Genomic DNA, 18,988 nt, shown 5'->3' with positions numbered 1-18,988 from the left:
TGATTCTCCTAAATTTTAATTGAGGACAAATTTTTAACTTATATTAATCTTCGTTTACTAGTTTATCTAAGATATATTTTTCTAAATCTCTTTTTGCCACTTCATCTTTTATAGCTTTTAGATAAATATCTTCAATTTTTTTATTATATTCATCATAAGGAAAATATGGAAATCTTAAAGCCCATGATTTTTTTATTTGTTTATAGGTAATCTCATCTCTCATTTTAGCTCTAAAAAAATTAAAACCCATAAAAATAACTGCTGTTATAACCATAGCTCCTAAAATAGAAATATGTGGATCAATATTTGCTAAAGGTTTATGAAGTATTGCAGATATTGGAATTAGTATTGCTAAAACAATAAGAATATATACTAAATATGCTCTACCTAATTTAAGTCTAAAACCTAATTTTGATGGATCTACATGCATCTTTTCGTTATATTGTCTATTTGCTTCTAATAAATCTCTTAAAAGAATTGGTTGTTTTGATAAAATATAAATATAGTCTAAAATCTTTTCTTTAAAACTTTTTTCTTTTGTCATGCTAATTCCTATTTTTTAATAAAGAATATTTTATCAAAATTATTAGTAAAATTAATTGAAATTAGAAAATGTCATAAAAGACATTTTCTATATATTATAATAGTTTGCTTTGTGGTGAGGTACAATTATGGCACAAGTTGATTGCTCCGGATGTATTTGAAAAGTCTCAGAAAGTTCTATTCCAAACTCTTGTGGATTTAATAAATCAAATATATCTTTGCTCAATTCCAGTTCTGGACAAGCTGCATATCCAGGAGAATATCTACACCCTACATATTGTTTCATCTGTACATCATATAAAGTGTGTCCCTCTTTTGGCACTATATCCAAGTCAAGTCTTACTTGCTTGTGAATAACCTCAGCTAAAGCTTCAGCAAGTTCTACACCTAAACCATGAACTTGATAATACTCTGAGAACTTACTTTCTTTATAAAGTTCTGCTTCATAAGGAGTTAGTTTAAGCCCTGCACTTGCAAGTGAAAATGCAACAACATCAAGTCTGTCATTTGCAAAAAAATCAGCTATACATCTATGTGGTTTTCTTTTTTGTCTAGGAAACTCAAATACTTTAATAGCTTTTTCTAAAGGTGGAATATTTTTAGCTTCCTCTTCTGAATGGAAAGCATACTCTTCACTAAATACATATAGTTTGTTCTCTTTTGAGATACAAGGGAAATATGCATAAATAGCAATTGGGTCAAAAAGATCTTTTTCTATTAATTCCTCTTTTAACTTTTCATATAAAGGCTCAACAACTTCTTGTTCATGCTTTAAGAACTCTTTTGAGTCTTGTTTACCTCTTTTATATCCCCATCTTTGTCTAAATAAAACCCTGTGGTTTATCCATTTAAAAGATAAATCTTTATCAATCATACTTGGGTTTTGAGCAACTCTACCCCAAAGTGGAGGAAAAGTAAATGTTGAGGGTTCAGGAAGCTCTACATCTTCTTCATTTACTATAACTTCCTCTTCCTCTTTTTTTACAAGCTCTTCTTCATCATACAAATCAGCAGCAAGTGCAGTATTTTCTAATTCACCCTCTTCTATTCTTTGCATAGAAACAACTCCATCAAAGGCATCTCTACAATAAAAAATTGGGCCGTCATATAGTGGTCTGCAATAATCGTTTACAAAACCTTTAGTAAGTGCTGCTCCACCAAGTAATACAGGAATATCAATACCTTGTTTTTGTAGCTCTTCAAGGTTTTCTTTCATAACTGCTGTTGATTTTACAAGTAATCCACTCATACCAATAGCATGCGCTTTATGCTCTTTGACTGCAATTATAAACTCATTTAAATCAGCTTTTATTCCGATATTTATAACTTTAAATCCATTGTTACTTAATATTATATCAACAAGGTTTTTACCAACATCATGAACATCACCTTTTACAGTTCCTAGTACAAGAACTGTTTCACTTGCTTTATCCTCTTTTGGTAAATATGGATTTAAAGCATCAACTGTAGCTTTCATAGTTTCAGCACTTTGAAGAACAAAAGGTAACTGCATTTGCCCATTTCCAAATAGTTCTCCAATAACTTTCATACCATCAATAAGCCATTCATTTACTATAATTTCTGGTTTAACAGTATGTCTTAACTCTTCAACCAATGGAAGCATTCTCTCTTTATCACCATCTAAAAGAAGTTGTTTTACTTTTTCAATAGGCTCAAGTTTTTCATACTCTTCATCACTTTTATCTTCTTGTTTTTCAACATTTGAGAAATGGTCTATAAAAGCAAAAAGTGGGTCACCATTTTCTTGATTGTTAAAGATTAAATCATCACAAGCTTTTCTATCTTCATCACTGATTTTATTTAGTGGTAAAATATGTTTTACATTTACAATTGCACTTGTTAAACCAGCTTTGACACAATGATCAAGATAGATTGAGTTTAGATAAACCCTTGCATTTATTGAAAGTCCAAAAGAGATATTTGATAAACCTAAAGTGGTACCAACTTCAGGGTGTCTTATTTGAAACTCTCTAATAGCTTCAAGTGTTTCAATCCCTGCTGTTCTATACTCTTCATCTCCAGAACCAATAGTAAATGTAAGCATATCAAATACTAAATCTTCAGGGTTAAATCCATGTCTATTTACACATAAATCATAAATTCTTTCTGCAACTTCAAGCTTTCGCTCACAAGTCTTTGCCATACCTATTTCATCAATTACTAGACAAACTAAAGCTGCTCCAAATTTTTTGGCTAACTTACAAACCTCATCAAATTTATCTTCCCCATCTTCTAGGTTAACTGAGTTAATAATAGGTCTTCCACCAATTTGTTTTAAAGCTGCTTCAAGTGCAGGAACTTGAGTTGAATCTGGCATAAGTGGAAGTGCAACTTTTTGAGAATATAAAGACACAACTTTATCCATATCTTCTCTCTCATCACGTCCAGCGAAACCAACAGAAACATCAATTACATGGGCCCCTGCTCTTACTTGTTGTTGACCTACAGATAAAGTACCTTCATAATCGTTTGCTTTAAGAAGTTCTCTAAAGGCTTTACTTCCAGTTGCATTAGATCTTTCACCAATTAGAAGTGGAGCTGGGTCTTGTTTTAATGGAACTACATTAAAAAGTGAAGCCAAAGAGGCTTTTAAAAATCCACTTGGTTTTTTAGGTTTTATCCCTTCTACATCTTTACTTAATGCAGCAATATGTTCTGGTGTAGTTCCACAACAACCACCTAAAAATGAAACCCCATTAAAGTTTAAAAACTCTTTACTAAGTTCTGTAAACTCTTTTGGTTGCATCGGATAATAAGTTACCCCACCTTTATTTTGTGGTAATCCCGCATTTGAATGCACAGATATAGGAAATCTGCAAACTTCACTTAAAGCTTTTACATGTTTATGTACTTGTTTTGGACCAGTTCCACAGTTAAACCCTAAAGATAAAATATTAAATGGGCTTAAAATAGCTGCAATAGTCATAGCATCTGTTCCTATAAGCATAGTTCCACTAAGTTCAATAGTTACAGAAACCATAATAGGAATTTGAGGTGCCACATCATTTAAGGCATGAAGTGCTGCTTTTATTTGTAAAGGATCTTGACAAGTTTCAAGTAGAAAAATATCTGTTCCACCATCAACTAAACCTTTAGCCATGATTTTATAACCTTCAAACATCTCATCATATGAAATATGTCCCAAACTTGGTAATTTTGTTCCAGGTCCAATAGAACCTAATACAAATCTTGGTTTTTCTGGTGTACTGTATTTATCACAAGATTTTTTTACAAGTTCCGCACCTAGCTTTGAAAGTTCGTAAGAGGTTTCAGGAATTTGATATTCATCTAATACCCAAGGCATAGAACCAAAAGTATTAGTTGTAATTAAATCTGCTCCCGCTTTAGCATAGTTATCATGTATTGTTTCTAAAATATGAGGTGCAGTCAAGTTTAGAAGTTCATTACAACCTTCTAAATCATTTCCTTCATATTGCCACTCTTCTTGTTTGATCTGTGCAAGTTGAAGTTGTGTACCCATTGCACCATCAATTATTAAAACTTTTTCATCTATTAATTTTTTTATTTTTTCAATCATTATTTTGTTTATTAATTCCTATAAAATAAGTAAAGTTTATCTTTAAATTAAGTAAATAGTATATAAAAAAATGGTTTAAATACTTGTAAAGTAAATAAGCTAGTTTTTTTGTAAAATCACTCTAATAACACTAGCCTCACCAATATGACCTTTTCCTTCATCTAGATTAGTCAAAACCTTTTCAACTTTTATTTTTTTACAAGAAGAGAATGTATCTAAAAAATCATCTACTGTATATAATAAGTCAATACTTTTAGGTCCACCACTGTTGTAATTTAATTGTTCAGTTGAAAAAAACTCTCCAACAAATACTCCATCTTTTTCTAAACTATTTTCAATTTTTTCAAATAAAGGTTTTCTTTCATCTTTATGCATATGTAAGTATGAAGCTACAATAGAACCATATTTTTTACTTGGGTTCCATTCGTTTAAATCAATACATTTGGTTTTTACATGTACATTCTCATATTTTGCAAACTCTTCAAGTTTTTTCAGTCCAATATCAGAAGCATCTAAAGCTGTAATATCAAAGCCTTTTTTTGCAAAATGTATTGCATTTCTTCCTTCACCCTCACCTAAACATAAAAAACCTTTTTTCCTATCAAAATAATCACTACAAGATTCAATAAATTCATTTGGTCTTTTACCATATAAATACCCTTCTCTAGAAAACTTTTCATTCCAAAAATGTTGCTGACTCATAATACTCTCTTATATTTTTTTCGAATTCTAACAAAAAAAGATTAGATTTTTTTTGCATATATAGTTATAATAATTATCAAACTTTATTTTAATATTTCTTTAGATAACATATTATCTAAAAATTTTAGACAGGATATTTAATATGACTGAAGCAAAATACATCTGGATGGATGGAAAATTTGTTGATTGGAAAGACGCAAAAGTTCACGTATTAAGTCACACTTTACATTACGGTAATGGTGCGATTGAAGGAACAAAAGCATATAAAACACATGATGGTAGATGTGCGATTTTTAAACTAAATGAACATACAAAAAGACTTATTAATTCAGCAAAAATGACACTAATTGATGTGCCATTTAGTGTTGATGAATTAAATGAAGCACAAATTGAACTACTACAAAAAAATGAATTATTTGAAGGTGCTTATATTAGACCTCTTGTTTATTTAGGTTATGGTGTTATGGGACTTTACCATAAAGATGCACCTGCACAAGTTTCTATTTCTGCATGGGAATGGGGAGCATACTTAGGTGAAGAGGGAATGAAAAAAGGTGTTAGAGTAAAAATATCATCTATGACAAGAACTCCAAATACTTCAGGTATGGGAAAAGCAAAAGCAGTTGCAAACTACTTAAACTCTCAAATGGCAAAATTTGAAGCTGTTGAAGCTGGTTATGACGAAGCTTTATTAAGAGATGACCAAGGTTATATTGCTGAGGCATCTGGTGCTTGTTTCTTTATTGTAAGAGATGGTAAAATAATCACTCCACCTAATGACAACTCTTTAGAATCAATTACTCAAGCAACTGTAATTGATATAGCTGAAGATTTAGGTTATGAGGTAATTAGAAGAAGAATCACAAGAGAAGAGATTTATGTTGCTGATGAAGCTTTCTTTACAGGTACTGCTGTAGAAGTAACACCTATTAGAGAAGTTGATTGTAGAGTTATTGGTGAGGGACAAAGAGGACCAATAACAGAAGCTCTTCAAAAAGCATATTTCGATGTAGTTCAAGGGAAGAACGAAAAGTACGAAAAGTACTTAACTTATATAAACTAAAAGGGAATATTTATGCCAATTGATAACGACTATTTTAAAAATAGACAACAGCAGAATAAAGGTGGAGGAAACAACTCTAACAATGGCGGTGGAGGAAACTACCAACCACCATTTGAGCCACCTGAATTTTTTAAAAACTTTGGGAAAAAAGCGGGAATTATTTATGCAGTTATTATTGTAATTGCAATACTTTTCCTTACTAAACCTTTTATGACTATTGAGTCAGGTAATGTAGGGATTAAACAAACTTTAGGAAAATATGAAGAGCAACCATTAAGACCAGGTTTCCACTTTATTGTTCCTGGATACCAAAAAGTTACAGTTGTAGATACAAAAGTTAGACTTATGAATTATGCATCTGTAGAAACAAGTACAGGTTTTGATCAAAGTATTAGAAGTAATCCAGCAATTAACATTCTTGATGCAAGAGGTTTACCAGTTTCTATCGAACTTACTGTTCAATATAGACTTACAGCTAGTGGTGCTCCACTTACTATTGCGACTTGGGGTCCAGCATGGGAAGACAAAATTGTAAACCCAGTTGTTAGAAATATTGTTAGAAATGTTGTTGGTGGGTTTAATGCTGAAGAGTTACCAACAAGAAGAAATGAAATTGCAACTATGATTGAAAATGGTATTAGAACACAAATTGAATCTTTAGAAGGTAAACCAGTATCAGTTGAATCAGTTCAACTAAGAGAGATAGTTTTACCTCCAAAAATCAAAGATCAAATTGAAAGAGTTCAAATAGCAAACCAAGAAGCTCAAAGAGTAAGATATGAAGTTGAAAGAGCTAAACAAGAAGCAGAGAAAAAAGCTGCACTTGCAAAAGGGGAAGCTGACAAAAACAGAATTGAAGCACAAGGTAGAGCAGATGCTGTAACTATTGAAGCTAAAGCGCAAGCAAAAGCTAACCAAGAGATTGCAAACTCTTTAACTCCAAAATTACTTCAAATGCAACAAATTCAAGTTCAAGGTAAGTTTAACGAAGCACTTAGAGAAAATAAAGATGCTAAGATATTCTTAACTCCTGGTGGATCTACTCCAAATATTTGGGTTGATACAAAAAACAAAACTAGAGACACAGCAATAAATCAATAAGAGTTTTTACTCTTATTGAGAGGTCTCAGTATGTTTAAAATCTTAATTGTATCACTTTCATTTATTTGTGTTTTCTCATCTGATAAAATAGATTTAGAAGATAAAAACTTAAATATCCAAGTTATAAATCCAAAAAATCTACCAAATAAAACAAAAAAAGATTACGAAGATAAAGATAAATTAAAAAAAGCACCTATTCCTGTAGATTCTGAAAAAAAAGAGCATAAAAGCGATGATATAGAGATCGATGGAAATGTTAAAATAGATAAAGAACATAAAAAAGTAGATGGTGTAAATATAAATTTAGGAACAAAATTTTAAGGTACAAAATGGAAAATATAGAACTTATTGATTGGGAAAAAATGGAAGGCTTAATTCCTGTAATAACACAAGACTTTGAGACAAATGAAGTTTTAATGCTTGCATATATGGATAAAGAAGCTTTACAATTAACTCTTGATACAAAATTTGCTCACTATTTTAGTAGAAGTAAACAAAGAATTTGGAAAAAGGGTGAAAGTTCAAACCATACACAAGAGGTAAAAGATGTCCTAATTGATTGTGACAACGATACAATTTTATTAAAAGTAAAACAAAATGGTGTAGCTTGTCACACTGGTAGAAAATCTTGTTTCTTTACAAACCTAGAAACAAAAGAGGAAATATCAAAAGTTGAAGTTGATACAACTAGTGCATATGGAGTTATAGATACTTTATACCATGTAATCCAAGATAGAAAAAATGATGATCCTAAAAAATCGTACACATCAAAACTATTAAACGGAAAAGAAAACTCTATGCTTAAAAAAATTGTTGAGGAAGCAGGTGAATTTACTTTTGCAATAAAAGATAATGATAATGAAGAAGCTATCTATGAAGCAGCAGATATAACTTATCATGTTTTAGTTGCCCTAGCTTCTAAAAATATAAGTCCAGATAGAGTTAAACAAGAATTAGCAAGAAGATTTGGAATGTCAGGAATTGAAGAAAAAAATTCGCGAACTGAAAAATAGAGAAGTATAGCAAAAGCTATACTTTCTCTTCAAGTTTGTCTTTTTCCCTAATATAGCGTTTTACTATATAGCTTAATCCCATAAAAAGAATTAATCCAAAGAATATAAATATAAAAATTTCAGTTAAATACATAACCTCCTCCTTATATTTCATGCATATACAATAAAACAAACTCATCCCTAGACAAATTTATTATAGGATAAATTTTTAAAAATTAAAATAAAATGATAACTTTATTTTATATTTTACTTATAACTACTTGTTATATTATAAAATTTTATTTCTTCTTTCTCTTCTAGCTTTTTTCTTTTCTATTTTTTTTATTGTACCATTTAATGTTTTCACAGTTAATGCTGTTGATATTGCCATAGCAATTGGTATTAAAAGTGGCATAGTATTCCTTTTTTGATATTAATTATTAAAATTATACTACAAGAAGTATTAATTAAAACTGATAATAAATATCATTTGCAATAACTATTCCATATTTTTGATTTTGATTTATTTATTGTCGCATTGTTGACAGATGCCATATATAGTCATTATATGGTCTTTTAAAACAAAGCCATTTTTTTCTGCAATTTTTATTTGATTTAATTCAATTAGATCATCAGAAAATTCGATAATTTTTCCACATTTTATACAAACCATATGGTCATGATGTTCATGTTCTGTTTTAAATTCAAATCTTCTAACTCCATCTCCCACATCAAGAGATTTTATTAAATCCATTTCTTCAAAAAAGTTTAGGCTTCTATAAACTGTAGCTATTCCAATATCAAGGTTAAATTCTTTTTGAATTTTTTGTGCTATCTCTTCGGCACTTAAGTGATCATTACTATAATACATTACTTTTAGTATATAGTCTTTTTGTATTGTATTTTTATACCCTAATTTACTAATATGCTCTTTAAAATTTTTAATAAATATATCAAATTCTTTAGTCTCTATATTTTCTAATGGCATCATTAATTAGTTCCAATATAACCGATAATAACAGCTATAACCAATGTAGCAAGATAAACTTTTGGAAGATTTCTATTTATCTTCATATTTGTTTTATAAAACATAGATGATTCGAAACTATTTTTTTCATGTTTTAAAAGCATAATCTATTCCTTAATAATGAATATCAAAATTATACTCACCTTAAACTTAATTAATATTTAATGATAATTATTATCATACTTATTAAATATAAAATGAGATTCTGACTAAAATTGATTTAATTTATAAACTGAAAAAGATGGGGAAATAAGGTTTTTATATAATAAAAAGAGAGAAACTCTCTTTTTATTTAGTTGCCACAACCACAACTTCCACCTGAGTGAGAAGATTGTTGTGAAGATGCACCAGCAGTAGAACAAGCTGATACACCAGGAGGTGTTGTTGGTTGAATCTCTGCATTAGAAGCACTTGAACTTACATCATCAATATATTCTAACAGTTTTGCTGTTGTACTCATATATCTTTTTGCAGATTCAGATTCTGGATTACAGTAAACTATAGGTTTACCAGAATCACCACCTTCTCTAATTGCAGGTTCAATTGGAAGATTACCTAAAACTTGAGTATTATATTGTTCAGCTAAAGGTTCACAAGTTCCCATTCCAAAAATATCAGATTCTGTATTACACTCTGGACAAATAAATCCACTCATATTTTCAACAATACCTGCAATTGGAATATGAAGTTTTTTGAACATATCTAAAGATCTTCTTGAGTCATCTAAAGCTACATGTTGAGGAGTAGTTACATTTACACCACATGTTACAGGAACACTTTGAGCAATTGTTAATTGAGCATCACCAGTTCCAGGAGGCATATCAATAAATAAGATATCTAACTCTTCCCAAAGGATATCTCTTAGAAGTTGTTGTACAGCTTTCATAATCATTGCACCTCTCCAAATTAGCGCATGACCTTCATCCATTAATGAACCCATTGACATAACATCAACACCATAAGCATTAAATGGTTTAGCTTTATTTCCTACAATCTCTACTTCTTTTCCAGCTATCCCCATCATTCTAGGAATATTTGGTCCATAAATATCTGCATCTAAAATACCAACTTTTTTACCTTGCATAGCAGCAGCTACTGCTAAGTTTACAGTTGTAGTAGATTTTCCAACACCACCTTTTCCAGAACTTACCATTACAAAGTTTTTAATTTGTGGTGCAATATTTTGTCCACTTGTACTATTACTTTGTTGTTTTGGTGCTTCTGGTTTTGTGATTTTAATCTCTACATTTGATACAGTATCAGCTAATACAGCTGTAATATCTTTTTTTAATTGCTCTTCTACTTCTGGTGCACTAGATGTAATATCTAAAACAATGATACAACCATTGTCTCCAACTTGTACATCTTTTACAAATCCAAAGTCCATAATTGATTTTTGGAACCCTGGATATAAAACTTTCGTTAATTTATCATTTATATCAGCTACAGTTGCCATATATTTTCCTTATCTTATGTAATATTTTTCGTATTATAATTTAAATAGGATAATTTTTGTCTTAATTACCACTAAAATAAAAAGTTTCTCAAGGAAAACCCTTGAAAAACTTCACTTACATAGCTTGTGCTATCTCGTCTCCATGCTTATCAACAATCTTTTGTGTAATTTTATATGAACAAAATTTTGGTCCACACATTGAACAAAACTCTGCTTCTTTAAACACATCTTGAGGAAGAGTTTCATCATGATACTCTTTTGCTCTTTCAGGGTCTAAACAAAGTTCAAATTGTTTATTCCAATCAAAAGCATATCTTGCATCAGACATCTCATCATCAATATCTCTTGCATCTTTTCTACCTCTAGCAATATCAGCAGAGTGAGCGGCAATTTTATATGCAATAATTCCCTCTCTTACATCATTTGCATTTGGTAAACCTAAATGTTCTTTTGGTGTAACATAACAAAGCATCGAAGCCCCATGCCATCCACCAACTGCTGCACCAATAGCAGAAGAGATATGGTCATATCCAGCTGCTATATCTGTTGTAAGTGGTCCTAAGATATAAAAAGGTGCTTCATGACAATATTCTCTTTCTAATTTCATATTTCTTTCAATCTGATTTAATGGAACATGTCCTGGACCTTCAATCATAACTTGAACATCTTTTTCCCAAGCTCTAAGTGTTAATTCACCTAAAACTTTTAATTCAGATAATTGAGCTTCATCAGATGCATCTGCTAAACATCCAGGTCTTAAAGAATCCCCTAAAGACAAAGATACATCATATTTTCTACAAATCTCTAAAATATCATCATATGCATCATAAAATGGATTTTCTTTATGGTAGTGCATCATCCATGCAGCCATTAAAGAACCACCTCTTGAAACTATTCCCATTTTTCTTTTTGCAATATGAGGCATAAATTGTAAAAGGAAACCTGCGTGAATAGTAAAGTATGAAACCCCTTGTTGTGCTTGTTTTTCTAAAACGGCTAACATACTCTCAATTGTTAAATCTTCAATTTTATCATTACAATCATGTAGAATTTGATACATAGGTACTGTTCCGATTGGTACTGTAGAGTGTTCAATTACAGCACTTCTAATTGCATCCAAATCTCCACCTGTACTTAAATCCATAATTGTGTCAGCACCATACTTTAAAGATACATCTACTTTTTCAATTTCCCCTTGAATATCCGATGCTAAAGCAGATGAACCTATATTTGCATTAATTTTACAAGAACTTGCCATACCAATAGCCATTGGATTTAAATGTTTGTGATTAACATTAGCTGGGATTATTAATCTCCCTCTTGCAATTTCACTTCTTACTAATTCAGGATCAAGCTTTTCAACTTTGGCCACATACTCCATATCAGGCGTAATAATCCCTTTTTTAGCATAATACATTTGTGTTCTTACTTCATCATTTTTATGATCGTTTAGCCAATCTCTCATTTAATATCCCTAATAAAAATTTTCTCTGATTATATCAAATTTAGTTTATATAAACTTAATTCTTCATATTAATTTAATTTTATAATTCATATAAGTTTCAATTCTATATAATGGTTACCAAGATTTGTTTGGAGCAACATGTATACATTAAGTAAGTTAGAATCGATTTATATAAAATCTAAAAATGATTTAAAAACTCTATTAAAAAATGATTCTTTAAATGAACAAAATTTAAATAAACTTATTGTAGAACTAAGTATTGACAGTAACTATTTAATATTTACCAATAATACTTACAATATAACTTCAATAAAAAAAATTTTTAAGTTTTATGAAACAATCATGAAAAGATCCTTTCCAATAGATAAAAAATTGTTTCATATGCAATTTACATTATATCTTCATCTTATAAAACTATTTTCACATTTATGCAGAAAGATATATACACATAATACAAATCGAGAACAAGTAAAACAAATTTTACAAATTATGCAAGAATCAAAAAATATGTTAAAACTTTCCATTCCCCTTGATGGAGAGATTATAAATATTATAAACAATATCATAGGACAACATTTATATAAATTTACACATTCTGATTATATAGATATTGATAAAAAAGATATTGATTATATATTTGATTATTATATTTATTCATCTGAAAAAATTATTGATGGATATGAACTTTCACAATCAACCAATTTTGGAAACAATTCAAAAATTAATATAAATATTGAACTGCTGAAAGTAAAAAACAATCTAAGTTTTTTATTACTCTCAATGATTTACAAAATAGATTTTTATTTTCCTAAGCTAGATATTAATGAAAATCCCAATTATCAAAAGATTTTTCAATATATAAGTGAATTGTCGTTTTTTAATGTAGATATAGATATAAAAAATTTTAAAACTTTTTTGCTAGATGAATTCAAAGATAGTTCAAAAAAGCTTATTTTGAATAATAAAAAGCATTATTATGATGAAAAAATATCAATATTAACTCTAAATACAGATGAGTATAAAGAATTAATTGATATTATATCACAATTAAAGTAGTTAGATTGAAATAGGACGTAAAATGAAGAAACTTATTATTGAGAAGATTGATTCATTACCTCCTCTACCGAAGAGTGTAATAGAACTAGAAGAATTTAGAAAAATGTCTAATCAAGAGCCATTAGACTTACTAAAAATAATTGAAAAAGATCCTTTAATTATTACAACTGTATTAAGAGTTGCAAACTCTGCAATGTTTGGTTTTGTAAGTGAAGTGGAAACTCCAAGCCGAGCCATATCACTTTTAGGTGTTAACTTTACAATATCAATTGCTTTAGGTACAGTTATTCAAAGCTTAGTAAATACAAATCTAAATGCTTACAATGTCTCAACAGATGACTTTATGTTTTCTTCAAATTTAGCTTCATCACTTGTTAATACTTGGGTATCAAAAATTAGTTTTGATTTAAAAGAGGAATTAATCCTTCCTGCGTTTTTACAAGAGGTAGGAAAATTTGTTATCTCTGAAGTAATTATCGAAAGTGATAAAAAAGAGGACTTCTTAAGTAGACTTGAAATTAGTAAAAATATATCTAATGTTGAAAAGGAGTTTTTAGGTTACTCTTGTGCAAGAATTACTGCAAATATATTTAAACATTGGAACCTAAGTCATAATCTTATATTTACAATTGGTTTTGTAGAGGACTTAGAACATTGTCCTAAAGATTATGTTGAAAAAGTAAAAATTTTAGAAATAATTAAAATCTTATGTGATATTAGAAACCCACTTTCAGACCAAAATGTACAAAGAGCTTTAAATAAAGCCAATGAATATGGGATTGACACTGAACCACTTTTACAATCAATTGATTCTATTAAATTTAAATTAGAAAATGATCTTTAAGCTTTCATAAGTTACATTAAAGTATAATATGTAACTTTTTTACTCAAAGGGGCTTGGTGTCAGGTATTACATTAGTAGTTTTATGTGCAGGTAACTCTTCGCGATTCGAACGTACTGCTAAAAAACAATGGCTTAGAATTGATAATTCACCTCTGTGGCTATTTGTTACAAATAGACTTAAAGGGTTTTACAACTTTGAAAAAATAATTATTGCTTCCCATAAAAATGAATTAAATTACATGAAAAACTTTACTGATGAATTTACATTTGTAGAGGGTGGGGAAACAAGACAAAAATCTATGCAAAATGCTTTAGAGCAAGTAAGCAGTGAATATGTAATGTTTACTGATGTTGCAAGAGCATGTATACCAAAAAAAGTTATTGAAAACTTAATAACTGCAAAAGATGATGCCAATTGTATAGTTCCAGTTTTAAATGTAAACGATACTGTTGTATTTAAAAATGAAACTATAAATCGAGATGAAGTAAAACTTATACAAACTCCACAACTTTCTAAAGTTGATATTTTAAAACAAGCACTTAATACAAATAAAGAGTTCACAGATGACAGTTCAGCTATTAAAGATATTGGTGGAACTGTTAAATATGTACAAGGAAGTATTGAAAGCAAAAAAATTACTTTTGAAGAGGATATAGATACAATTTCATCTTTATCTTCACCTTCTACAAACTTCTTTACAGGTACTGGTTTTGATATTCATCCATTTGAAGATAATAAAAAAATGTTTTTAGGTGGAATTGAGATTGATGTTCCTTATGGATTCAAAGCTCATAGTGACGGAGATGTATTAATTCACTCATTAATTGATGCCCTTTTAGGTGCTGCTGGTGCTGGTGACATTGGGGAGTTTTTCCCAGATACTAGTGATGAATTTAAAGATATAGATTCAAAAATTTTGCTTAGTGATATTGTTAAATTTATTTATAACGTAGGTTATGAAATAGTAAATGTAGATTTAACAATAATTGCTCAAAAGCCAAAAATTAATCCCCACAAACAAACTATAAAATCAACAATTGCAAATTATCTAAATATAGAAAAACAATTTGTAAATATAAAAGCAACTACTGCTGAAAAACTTGGTTTTATAGGAAGAAGTGAAGGTGTAGCAGTTCAAAGTATTGCAACACTTAAATATTATGATTGGAAAAGAAAATGAACATACTAATAATAGAAAGTGAGATTTATTTAGCTCAAAAAGTTGTTTCTAGGCTTCTTGATGATGGACATAACTGTGATTTTGTAGAGTCACCAAATATTGATAACCTAACAAAAGATTATGATATTATCCTTTTATCTACGTCTCTTCCTGCATCATTATGTAAAACTATAATTAGAAGATATAGTGATTCTATTATTTTACTTTTAGTATCTTATATCTCAGATGAGACAGTAACTGATCCTATTAAAGAGGGTGCAAAAGATTATATTATGAAACCATTTATAATGGATGAGTTAGTTAGAAAAATCTACCATTATAGAGAGTGTAAATCAATTAGAAAAGAGTTACAAACACTAAGAGAGTATCTAGAATTCCAATTTAACAGTGTAGATACAGCTGGTTCAGTATTACCAACTACTTTTCCTCTTCTAATAGAAACTAATTCTCAAATTAGTGCAGATAAATTAGCTTTTGAATTATCGAGAAAACTAGACTTACAAATGAAATTTATCTCATTAAGTAGTGATAACTGGCAGAAAAAAGTTAATGAAAGATTTAATGGAATACTTTACCTAACAGATTTTCATGCACTTAAAAAAAGTTCAAAAGAGAGTATTATTAGAATAATTGAAGAGAAAAAAGCAATTCTAGTCTCTTTAGAAACAGAAGATGATTTCCCTTATACAAAAGTTGATTTCCACAAAGATGATGAACTGATGCTTTCAAACAGTATTATGACAATAAATGATTATGTGAAAATGATGGTATTATCTTACCAGTCAAAATATCCAGATACAGAATTAAGTAAAAAACTTGGTATCTCTAGAAAATCTCTTTGGGAAAAAAGAAAAAAACTTGGAATAGAGAAGAAAAAATAGATGAGAAAACTTTTTTTAACACTTTTTTATAGTGGACTAAGTCCTAAGGCACCAGGAACTGTTGGTTCGTTTGTTGCTTTAATTTTAGGTTTATTACTAATTCAATATGTTCATGAAACTACACTTTTCTTACTTGCTTTTTTAATCACAGCAATTGCTATTAAAGAGATTGATAAATATGAAAAAGAAGTTGGAGAACATGACAGTAAAGAGATAGTTATTGATGAACTAGCTGGTATGTGGATTGCCCTATCAATTTGTGGAATAAACCAAGAAAATCTTTATATCATGGGTGCATTGGCATTTATCTTCTTTAGAGTATTTGATATATGGAAACCTTCAATTATTGGTAAAATAGATAAAACCGTAAAAGGTGGTTGGGGTGTAATGGGTGATGATATAATTGCTGGTATCGCTGGTGGTATCTCTGCCTCTGCTGTTTATACCTTATTAGATAAATTTGTTTTATAATTAATACCTTGTGAACAATTACTTTTTTTTGTTCACTAAAAAAACTCCACCAAAAATTAAAACAGTACCTAAACAATCTATTAAATCAATCTCTTCACCAATAAAAAAGTAACCTATTATCAAAGCTACAACTGGTGGCATATATGTCGCAGATGAAGCAGCAATTGCTCCTAAGTTTTCTATTAAGTAATAATATAAAATAAAAGCTAATCCTGTACCTAATAAACCTAAACCTATAACCGACCCTAAAAATACATGAATATCATTTGTGATACTTGTTAAGCCATTTAAATCAGTTATAAACAATAGTGTAACTAAAGCAAAACCTAGTTGATAAGTTGTTAAAGCTGCAAAATGTATTTTTAAAGGAGATAAAAATCTTTTTGCATATACAAAAGAAGATCCTACTATTAAAGAACCTAATATAATATCAATAATACCTTCAAGATTAGATTCAAAAAGATTTGTATTAAAAGGTTTGGATATAAATATTACCCCTAACATTCCAATAAATATTCCTATAATCCTTCTATCTAGTTTTTCCTCTTTTAAAAATATTATTCCTAAAAGAAAAGCAAATAAAGGAATCGAGCCACTTAAAGCTCCAGTTACTCCAGATAACAATAAAGAAGTAGCTTTTACGAAAAAATAGTAATAAACAGTTGTGCCTAATAAAGACATCATAAAAAAGTGGAAACTATATTTAAAGTGCTCTATTTTTATAACTTTTTTATAAAGTGCATATATTAATACAGGTATAAAACCAAATAAAACTCTTACTATAACAACTTGTAAAGGAGTAATAAACTCACTTGCCCATTTCATATAGATAAAATTACTACCCCAAACTATGCCTAATAATAAAAAAATTGCTACTGCAGATCTACTTTGCATAATTTGCCTTTTGTACGAAAGTTAAAACTAAAAGAGTTAAGAAGTAAGAAGGGAAGACCCTTCTTAAAGAATTATTTTACGATTTTTGCGAATTCACCAAAAATATATTTTGATTCGTGTGGTCCTGGACTTGCTTCTGGGTGATGTTGTACTGAAAATATTGGTTTATTTTTGTATTTTACACCCTCAATTGTATTATCAAATAGATTCATATGTGTTACATCTGCAATCTCAGTGATATTATCAGGAACATTATAGTTATGGTTTTGAGCTGTGATTTCAACAACTTTTGTTTCTGAATTAGCTACAGGATGGTTTCCACCATGTTGACCAAATTTTAATTTATATGTATCAAATCCATGTGCAATTGATAACATTTGGTGTCCTAAACAAATTGCAAACATTGGGATATCTTTATCTATTAGTTTTTGAATTTGCTCTTTTTCTTCTGTTAAAGTTAAAGGGTCACCAGGTCCATTTGATAAAAATACTCCACCAATCTCACCAGCTTCAAATCTTGCTATTAAATCATCAGCTTTAAAAGAAGCTGGGATAACTTCAACTTCAAGTCCTGATGCAACTAATTCATTTAAGATATTTCTTTTAATACCAAAATCAATAGCTACAATCTTTTTATCACTCATAACAGCTTTATCATAGGCTAGATTATCATGGTTCCAAGCTCCAAACTTATGAACATAAGCCTCTTTTGTTGTAACCTCTTTGATATAATTGATATCTTCAATTCTTGGACTTTCACTTAATACTTTAGCTAACTCATCTTTATCAGAGATTTCTGTTGATGCAATCATCATCATTGCACCTTCATCTCTAATCATTTTAGTTAAATATCTTGTATCAATATTACAAATACCAAGTACATTTTGCTCTTTTAAAAGTGATTCTAAATCACCTTCGGCTCTAAAATTTGAATGTTCATGATGATAATTTCTAACTAATACACCTTTACAGTGTGCACCTTGGCTCTCCATATCATCTTTATTTACTCCAACATTCCCAATCTCTGGCATAGTAAATGTAACAAATTGACCAGCATAACTTGGATCAGTAATGATCTCTTGATATCCTGTTAATGAAGTATTAAATACAATCTCTCCAACAGCAGTACCTGTTGCACCAAAAGAATTAGCCTCTAAAAAAGTGCCATTTTCTATATAAATCCATACTTTTTGCATCTTACATTAACCCTCGTTTAATTAATTCTTCTTCATATAGTCTATGATATACAATATCATATTCCTCAGTTCCCGGTATTAACTTTCTTTTATAATGTTTAATTTTTTCCATTACAGCATCATCAGCTTTTTCAAAACCTTTTAAAAATTCATCGATAGATGAGAATATTACATTTTTTATTTGGTTATCTGAACAAGTATAATGGATATAATCCTCTTCCCATAAAAAATCTAAAATTTTATGTGCAATATCAGAAAATCTATCTTCGTTATTTAAAATTACACCAAAATCATTAGCTAACCTTTTTTTAGTTAACCAAAAAAGTTGTCTATAATCAGCATTATAAAACTCTATATTATCTTCTTGACCCTCTAATATTTCACTAACTTTTTCATCTAGTGCAAACTCTTTTTCGATGTCCTCATCCAAAATCTTTTCTATCTCATCAGTAATCTCATCTTTTGTTTTTCTTATCTCAACAAAATTGCAGTTTACCAAATCTCTTGATATTCGTCTTGAAATATATGGTGTATGATGTAACTTCATTCTCATAGGC

20 protein-coding genes are annotated in these 18,988 nt (G+C 29.4%); 9 read left to right on the top strand and 11 right to left on the bottom strand.

Features of this window, described 5'->3' with window-relative positions; genetic code table 11:
* Nucleotides 1-43: 43 nt before the first annotated feature.
* The 3 genes from ACKU3H_RS04780 to ACKU3H_RS04770 all read right to left on the bottom strand — a co-directional run bounded on the left by ACKU3H_RS04780 (nucleotide 44) and on the right by ACKU3H_RS04770 (nucleotide 4,804).
* Entirely contained in the window at nucleotides 44-544 is a 501-nt protein-coding gene (locus tag ACKU3H_RS04780) for a hypothetical protein (RefSeq protein WP_320035839.1), read from the bottom strand.
* A gap of 87 nt (nucleotides 545-631) precedes the next feature.
* Nucleotides 632-4,102, bottom strand: coding sequence for a methionine synthase (metH, locus tag ACKU3H_RS04775; RefSeq protein WP_320035838.1), 3,471 nt, complete (start codon nucleotides 4,100-4,102; stop codon nucleotides 632-634).
* Between the two features lie 99 nt (nucleotides 4,103-4,201).
* Nucleotides 4,202-4,804: a methyltransferase domain-containing protein gene (locus tag ACKU3H_RS04770; protein ID WP_320035837.1), complete on the bottom strand. Its 603-nt coding sequence runs from the start codon at nucleotides 4,802-4,804 to the stop codon at nucleotides 4,202-4,204.
* 142 nt (nucleotides 4,805-4,946) lie between these two features.
* Here ACKU3H_RS04770 and ACKU3H_RS04765 point away from each other — a divergent pair, with 142 nt between their 5' ends.
* The 4 genes from ACKU3H_RS04765 to hisIE are packed head-to-tail and all read left to right on the top strand — an operon-like array spanning nucleotide 4,947 to nucleotide 7,981.
* Nucleotides 4,947-5,867, top strand: coding sequence for a branched-chain amino acid transaminase (locus ACKU3H_RS04765; protein WP_320035836.1), 921 nt, complete (start codon nucleotides 4,947-4,949; stop codon nucleotides 5,865-5,867).
* A 12-nt stretch (nucleotides 5,868-5,879) separates the two neighbouring features.
* The gene (locus ACKU3H_RS04760; RefSeq protein WP_320035835.1) at nucleotides 5,880-6,968 is read left to right on the top strand and encodes an SPFH domain-containing protein; all 1,089 of its coding nucleotides are present in this window, start codon (nucleotides 5,880-5,882) and stop codon (nucleotides 6,966-6,968) included.
* A gap of 30 nt (nucleotides 6,969-6,998) precedes the next feature.
* The gene (locus tag ACKU3H_RS04755; RefSeq protein WP_320035834.1) at nucleotides 6,999-7,289 is read left to right on the top strand and encodes a hypothetical protein; all 291 of its coding nucleotides are present in this window, start codon (nucleotides 6,999-7,001) and stop codon (nucleotides 7,287-7,289) included.
* Between the two features lie 8 nt (nucleotides 7,290-7,297).
* Complete coding sequence (gene hisIE / locus ACKU3H_RS04750; RefSeq protein WP_320035833.1) at nucleotides 7,298-7,981, top strand: bifunctional phosphoribosyl-AMP cyclohydrolase/phosphoribosyl-ATP diphosphatase HisIE; 684 nt, start codon at nucleotides 7,298-7,300, stop codon at nucleotides 7,979-7,981.
* Nucleotides 7,982-8,249: 268 nt separating this feature from the next.
* On the opposite strand, the gene ACKU3H_RS04745 is transcribed toward hisIE, so the two are convergent.
* The 5 genes from ACKU3H_RS04745 to thiC all read right to left on the bottom strand — a co-directional run bounded on the left by ACKU3H_RS04745 (nucleotide 8,250) and on the right by thiC (nucleotide 11,908).
* The gene (locus ACKU3H_RS04745; RefSeq protein ID WP_320035832.1) at nucleotides 8,250-8,375 is read right to left on the bottom strand and encodes a hypothetical protein; all 126 of its coding nucleotides are present in this window, start codon (nucleotides 8,373-8,375) and stop codon (nucleotides 8,250-8,252) included.
* Nucleotides 8,376-8,483: 108 nt separating this feature from the next.
* Nucleotides 8,484-8,951: a transcriptional repressor gene (locus ACKU3H_RS04740; protein ID WP_320035831.1), complete on the bottom strand. Its 468-nt coding sequence runs from the start codon at nucleotides 8,949-8,951 to the stop codon at nucleotides 8,484-8,486.
* Nucleotides 8,951-9,091: a hypothetical protein gene (locus tag ACKU3H_RS04735; RefSeq protein ID WP_320035830.1), complete on the bottom strand. Its 141-nt coding sequence runs from the start codon at nucleotides 9,089-9,091 to the stop codon at nucleotides 8,951-8,953. Before ACKU3H_RS04735 ends, ACKU3H_RS04740 begins: the two co-directional genes overlap by 1 nt.
* Nucleotides 9,092-9,279: 188 nt before the next feature.
* Entirely contained in the window at nucleotides 9,280-10,443 is a 1,164-nt protein-coding gene (locus ACKU3H_RS04730; RefSeq protein ID WP_320035829.1) for a P-loop NTPase, read from the bottom strand.
* Nucleotides 10,444-10,558: 115 nt separating this feature from the next.
* The gene (thiC, locus tag ACKU3H_RS04725; protein WP_320035828.1) at nucleotides 10,559-11,908 is read right to left on the bottom strand and encodes a phosphomethylpyrimidine synthase ThiC; all 1,350 of its coding nucleotides are present in this window, start codon (nucleotides 11,906-11,908) and stop codon (nucleotides 10,559-10,561) included.
* Nucleotides 11,909-12,046: 138 nt separating this feature from the next.
* Here thiC and ACKU3H_RS04720 point away from each other — a divergent pair, with 138 nt between their 5' ends.
* The 5 genes from ACKU3H_RS04720 to ACKU3H_RS04700 are packed head-to-tail and all read left to right on the top strand — an operon-like array spanning nucleotide 12,047 to nucleotide 16,341.
* On the top strand, nucleotides 12,047-12,964 hold the full coding sequence (locus ACKU3H_RS04720) for a hypothetical protein (protein ID WP_320035827.1): 918 nt from the start codon (nucleotides 12,047-12,049) through the stop codon (nucleotides 12,962-12,964).
* Between the two features lie 22 nt (nucleotides 12,965-12,986).
* Nucleotides 12,987-13,808: an HDOD domain-containing protein gene (locus tag ACKU3H_RS04715; RefSeq protein WP_320035826.1), complete on the top strand. Its 822-nt coding sequence runs from the start codon at nucleotides 12,987-12,989 to the stop codon at nucleotides 13,806-13,808.
* Between the two features lie 56 nt (nucleotides 13,809-13,864).
* A complete protein-coding gene (locus ACKU3H_RS04710) occupies nucleotides 13,865-14,989 on the top strand; it encodes a bifunctional 2-C-methyl-D-erythritol 4-phosphate cytidylyltransferase/2-C-methyl-D-erythritol 2,4-cyclodiphosphate synthase (RefSeq protein WP_320035825.1) in 1,125 nt (374 codons plus the stop codon).
* Nucleotides 14,986-15,870, top strand: coding sequence for a DNA-binding response regulator (locus ACKU3H_RS04705; protein WP_320035824.1), 885 nt, complete (start codon nucleotides 14,986-14,988; stop codon nucleotides 15,868-15,870). Before ACKU3H_RS04710 ends, ACKU3H_RS04705 begins: the two co-directional genes overlap by 4 nt.
* Nucleotides 15,871-16,341: a phosphatidylglycerophosphatase A gene (locus ACKU3H_RS04700; RefSeq protein ID WP_320035823.1), complete on the top strand. Its 471-nt coding sequence runs from the start codon at nucleotides 15,871-15,873 to the stop codon at nucleotides 16,339-16,341.
* 18 nt (nucleotides 16,342-16,359) lie between these two features.
* Here the strand turns inward: ACKU3H_RS04700 and ACKU3H_RS04695 are convergent, their stop codons facing one another.
* From ACKU3H_RS04695 to ACKU3H_RS04685, 3 genes are all read right to left on the bottom strand, one after another.
* Nucleotides 16,360-17,235 (bottom strand): DMT family transporter, encoded by an 876-nt coding sequence (locus ACKU3H_RS04695; RefSeq protein WP_320035822.1) that lies wholly within the window; start codon nucleotides 17,233-17,235, stop codon nucleotides 16,360-16,362.
* A 71-nt stretch (nucleotides 17,236-17,306) separates the two neighbouring features.
* Nucleotides 17,307-18,431, bottom strand: coding sequence for a glutamine-hydrolyzing carbamoyl-phosphate synthase small subunit (gene carA / locus ACKU3H_RS04690; protein WP_320035821.1), 1,125 nt, complete (start codon nucleotides 18,429-18,431; stop codon nucleotides 17,307-17,309).
* A gap of 1 nt (nucleotide 18,432) precedes the next feature.
* Entirely contained in the window at nucleotides 18,433-18,984 is a 552-nt protein-coding gene (locus ACKU3H_RS04685; RefSeq protein WP_320035820.1) for a DUF507 family protein, read from the bottom strand.
* Nucleotides 18,985-18,988: the final 4 nt, after the last annotated feature.

The organism is Halarcobacter sp. (assembly GCF_963675975.1).
Classification (GTDB): domain Bacteria; phylum Campylobacterota; class Campylobacteria; order Campylobacterales; family Arcobacteraceae; genus Halarcobacter.
The sequence above is the reverse complement of the archived record's forward strand: the minus strand, read 5'-3'. Positions and strand labels throughout refer to the sequence as shown.

What these genes read in the sequence shown, in the direction of transcription:
- ACKU3H_RS04780 (WP_320035839.1), bottom strand. Translation starts at nt 544, where the DNA reads ATGACAAAAGAAAAAAGTTTTAAAGAAAAGATTTTAGACTATATTTAT.
- metH (WP_320035838.1), bottom strand. Translation starts at nt 4,102, where the DNA reads ATGATTGAAAAAATAAAAAAATTAATAGATGAAAAAGTTTTAATAATT.
- ACKU3H_RS04770 (WP_320035837.1), bottom strand. Translation starts at nt 4,804, where the DNA reads ATGAGTCAGCAACATTTTTGGAATGAAAAGTTTTCTAGAGAAGGGTAT.
- ACKU3H_RS04765 (WP_320035836.1), top strand. Translation starts at nt 4,947, where the DNA reads ATGACTGAAGCAAAATACATCTGGATGGATGGAAAATTTGTTGATTGG.
- ACKU3H_RS04760 (WP_320035835.1), top strand. Translation starts at nt 5,880, where the DNA reads ATGCCAATTGATAACGACTATTTTAAAAATAGACAACAGCAGAATAAA.
- ACKU3H_RS04755 (WP_320035834.1), top strand. Translation starts at nt 6,999, where the DNA reads ATGTTTAAAATCTTAATTGTATCACTTTCATTTATTTGTGTTTTCTCA.
- hisIE (WP_320035833.1), top strand. Translation starts at nt 7,298, where the DNA reads ATGGAAAATATAGAACTTATTGATTGGGAAAAAATGGAAGGCTTAATT.
- ACKU3H_RS04745 (WP_320035832.1), bottom strand. Translation starts at nt 8,375, where the DNA reads ATGCCACTTTTAATACCAATTGCTATGGCAATATCAACAGCATTAACT.
- ACKU3H_RS04740 (WP_320035831.1), bottom strand. Translation starts at nt 8,951, where the DNA reads ATGATGCCATTAGAAAATATAGAGACTAAAGAATTTGATATATTTATT.
- ACKU3H_RS04735 (WP_320035830.1), bottom strand. Translation starts at nt 9,091, where the DNA reads ATGCTTTTAAAACATGAAAAAAATAGTTTCGAATCATCTATGTTTTAT.
- ACKU3H_RS04730 (WP_320035829.1), bottom strand. Translation starts at nt 10,443, where the DNA reads ATGGCAACTGTAGCTGATATAAATGATAAATTAACGAAAGTTTTATAT.
- thiC (WP_320035828.1), bottom strand. Translation starts at nt 11,908, where the DNA reads ATGAGAGATTGGCTAAACGATCATAAAAATGATGAAGTAAGAACACAA.
- ACKU3H_RS04720 (WP_320035827.1), top strand. Translation starts at nt 12,047, where the DNA reads ATGTATACATTAAGTAAGTTAGAATCGATTTATATAAAATCTAAAAAT.
- ACKU3H_RS04715 (WP_320035826.1), top strand. Translation starts at nt 12,987, where the DNA reads ATGAAGAAACTTATTATTGAGAAGATTGATTCATTACCTCCTCTACCG.
- ACKU3H_RS04705 (WP_320035824.1), top strand. Translation starts at nt 14,986, where the DNA reads ATGAACATACTAATAATAGAAAGTGAGATTTATTTAGCTCAAAAAGTT.
- ACKU3H_RS04700 (WP_320035823.1), top strand. Translation starts at nt 15,871, where the DNA reads ATGAGAAAACTTTTTTTAACACTTTTTTATAGTGGACTAAGTCCTAAG.
- ACKU3H_RS04695 (WP_320035822.1), bottom strand. Translation starts at nt 17,235, where the DNA reads ATGCAAAGTAGATCTGCAGTAGCAATTTTTTTATTATTAGGCATAGTT.
- carA (WP_320035821.1), bottom strand. Translation starts at nt 18,431, where the DNA reads ATGCAAAAAGTATGGATTTATATAGAAAATGGCACTTTTTTAGAGGCT.
- ACKU3H_RS04685 (WP_320035820.1), bottom strand. Translation starts at nt 18,984, where the DNA reads ATGAGAATGAAGTTACATCATACACCATATATTTCAAGACGAATATCA.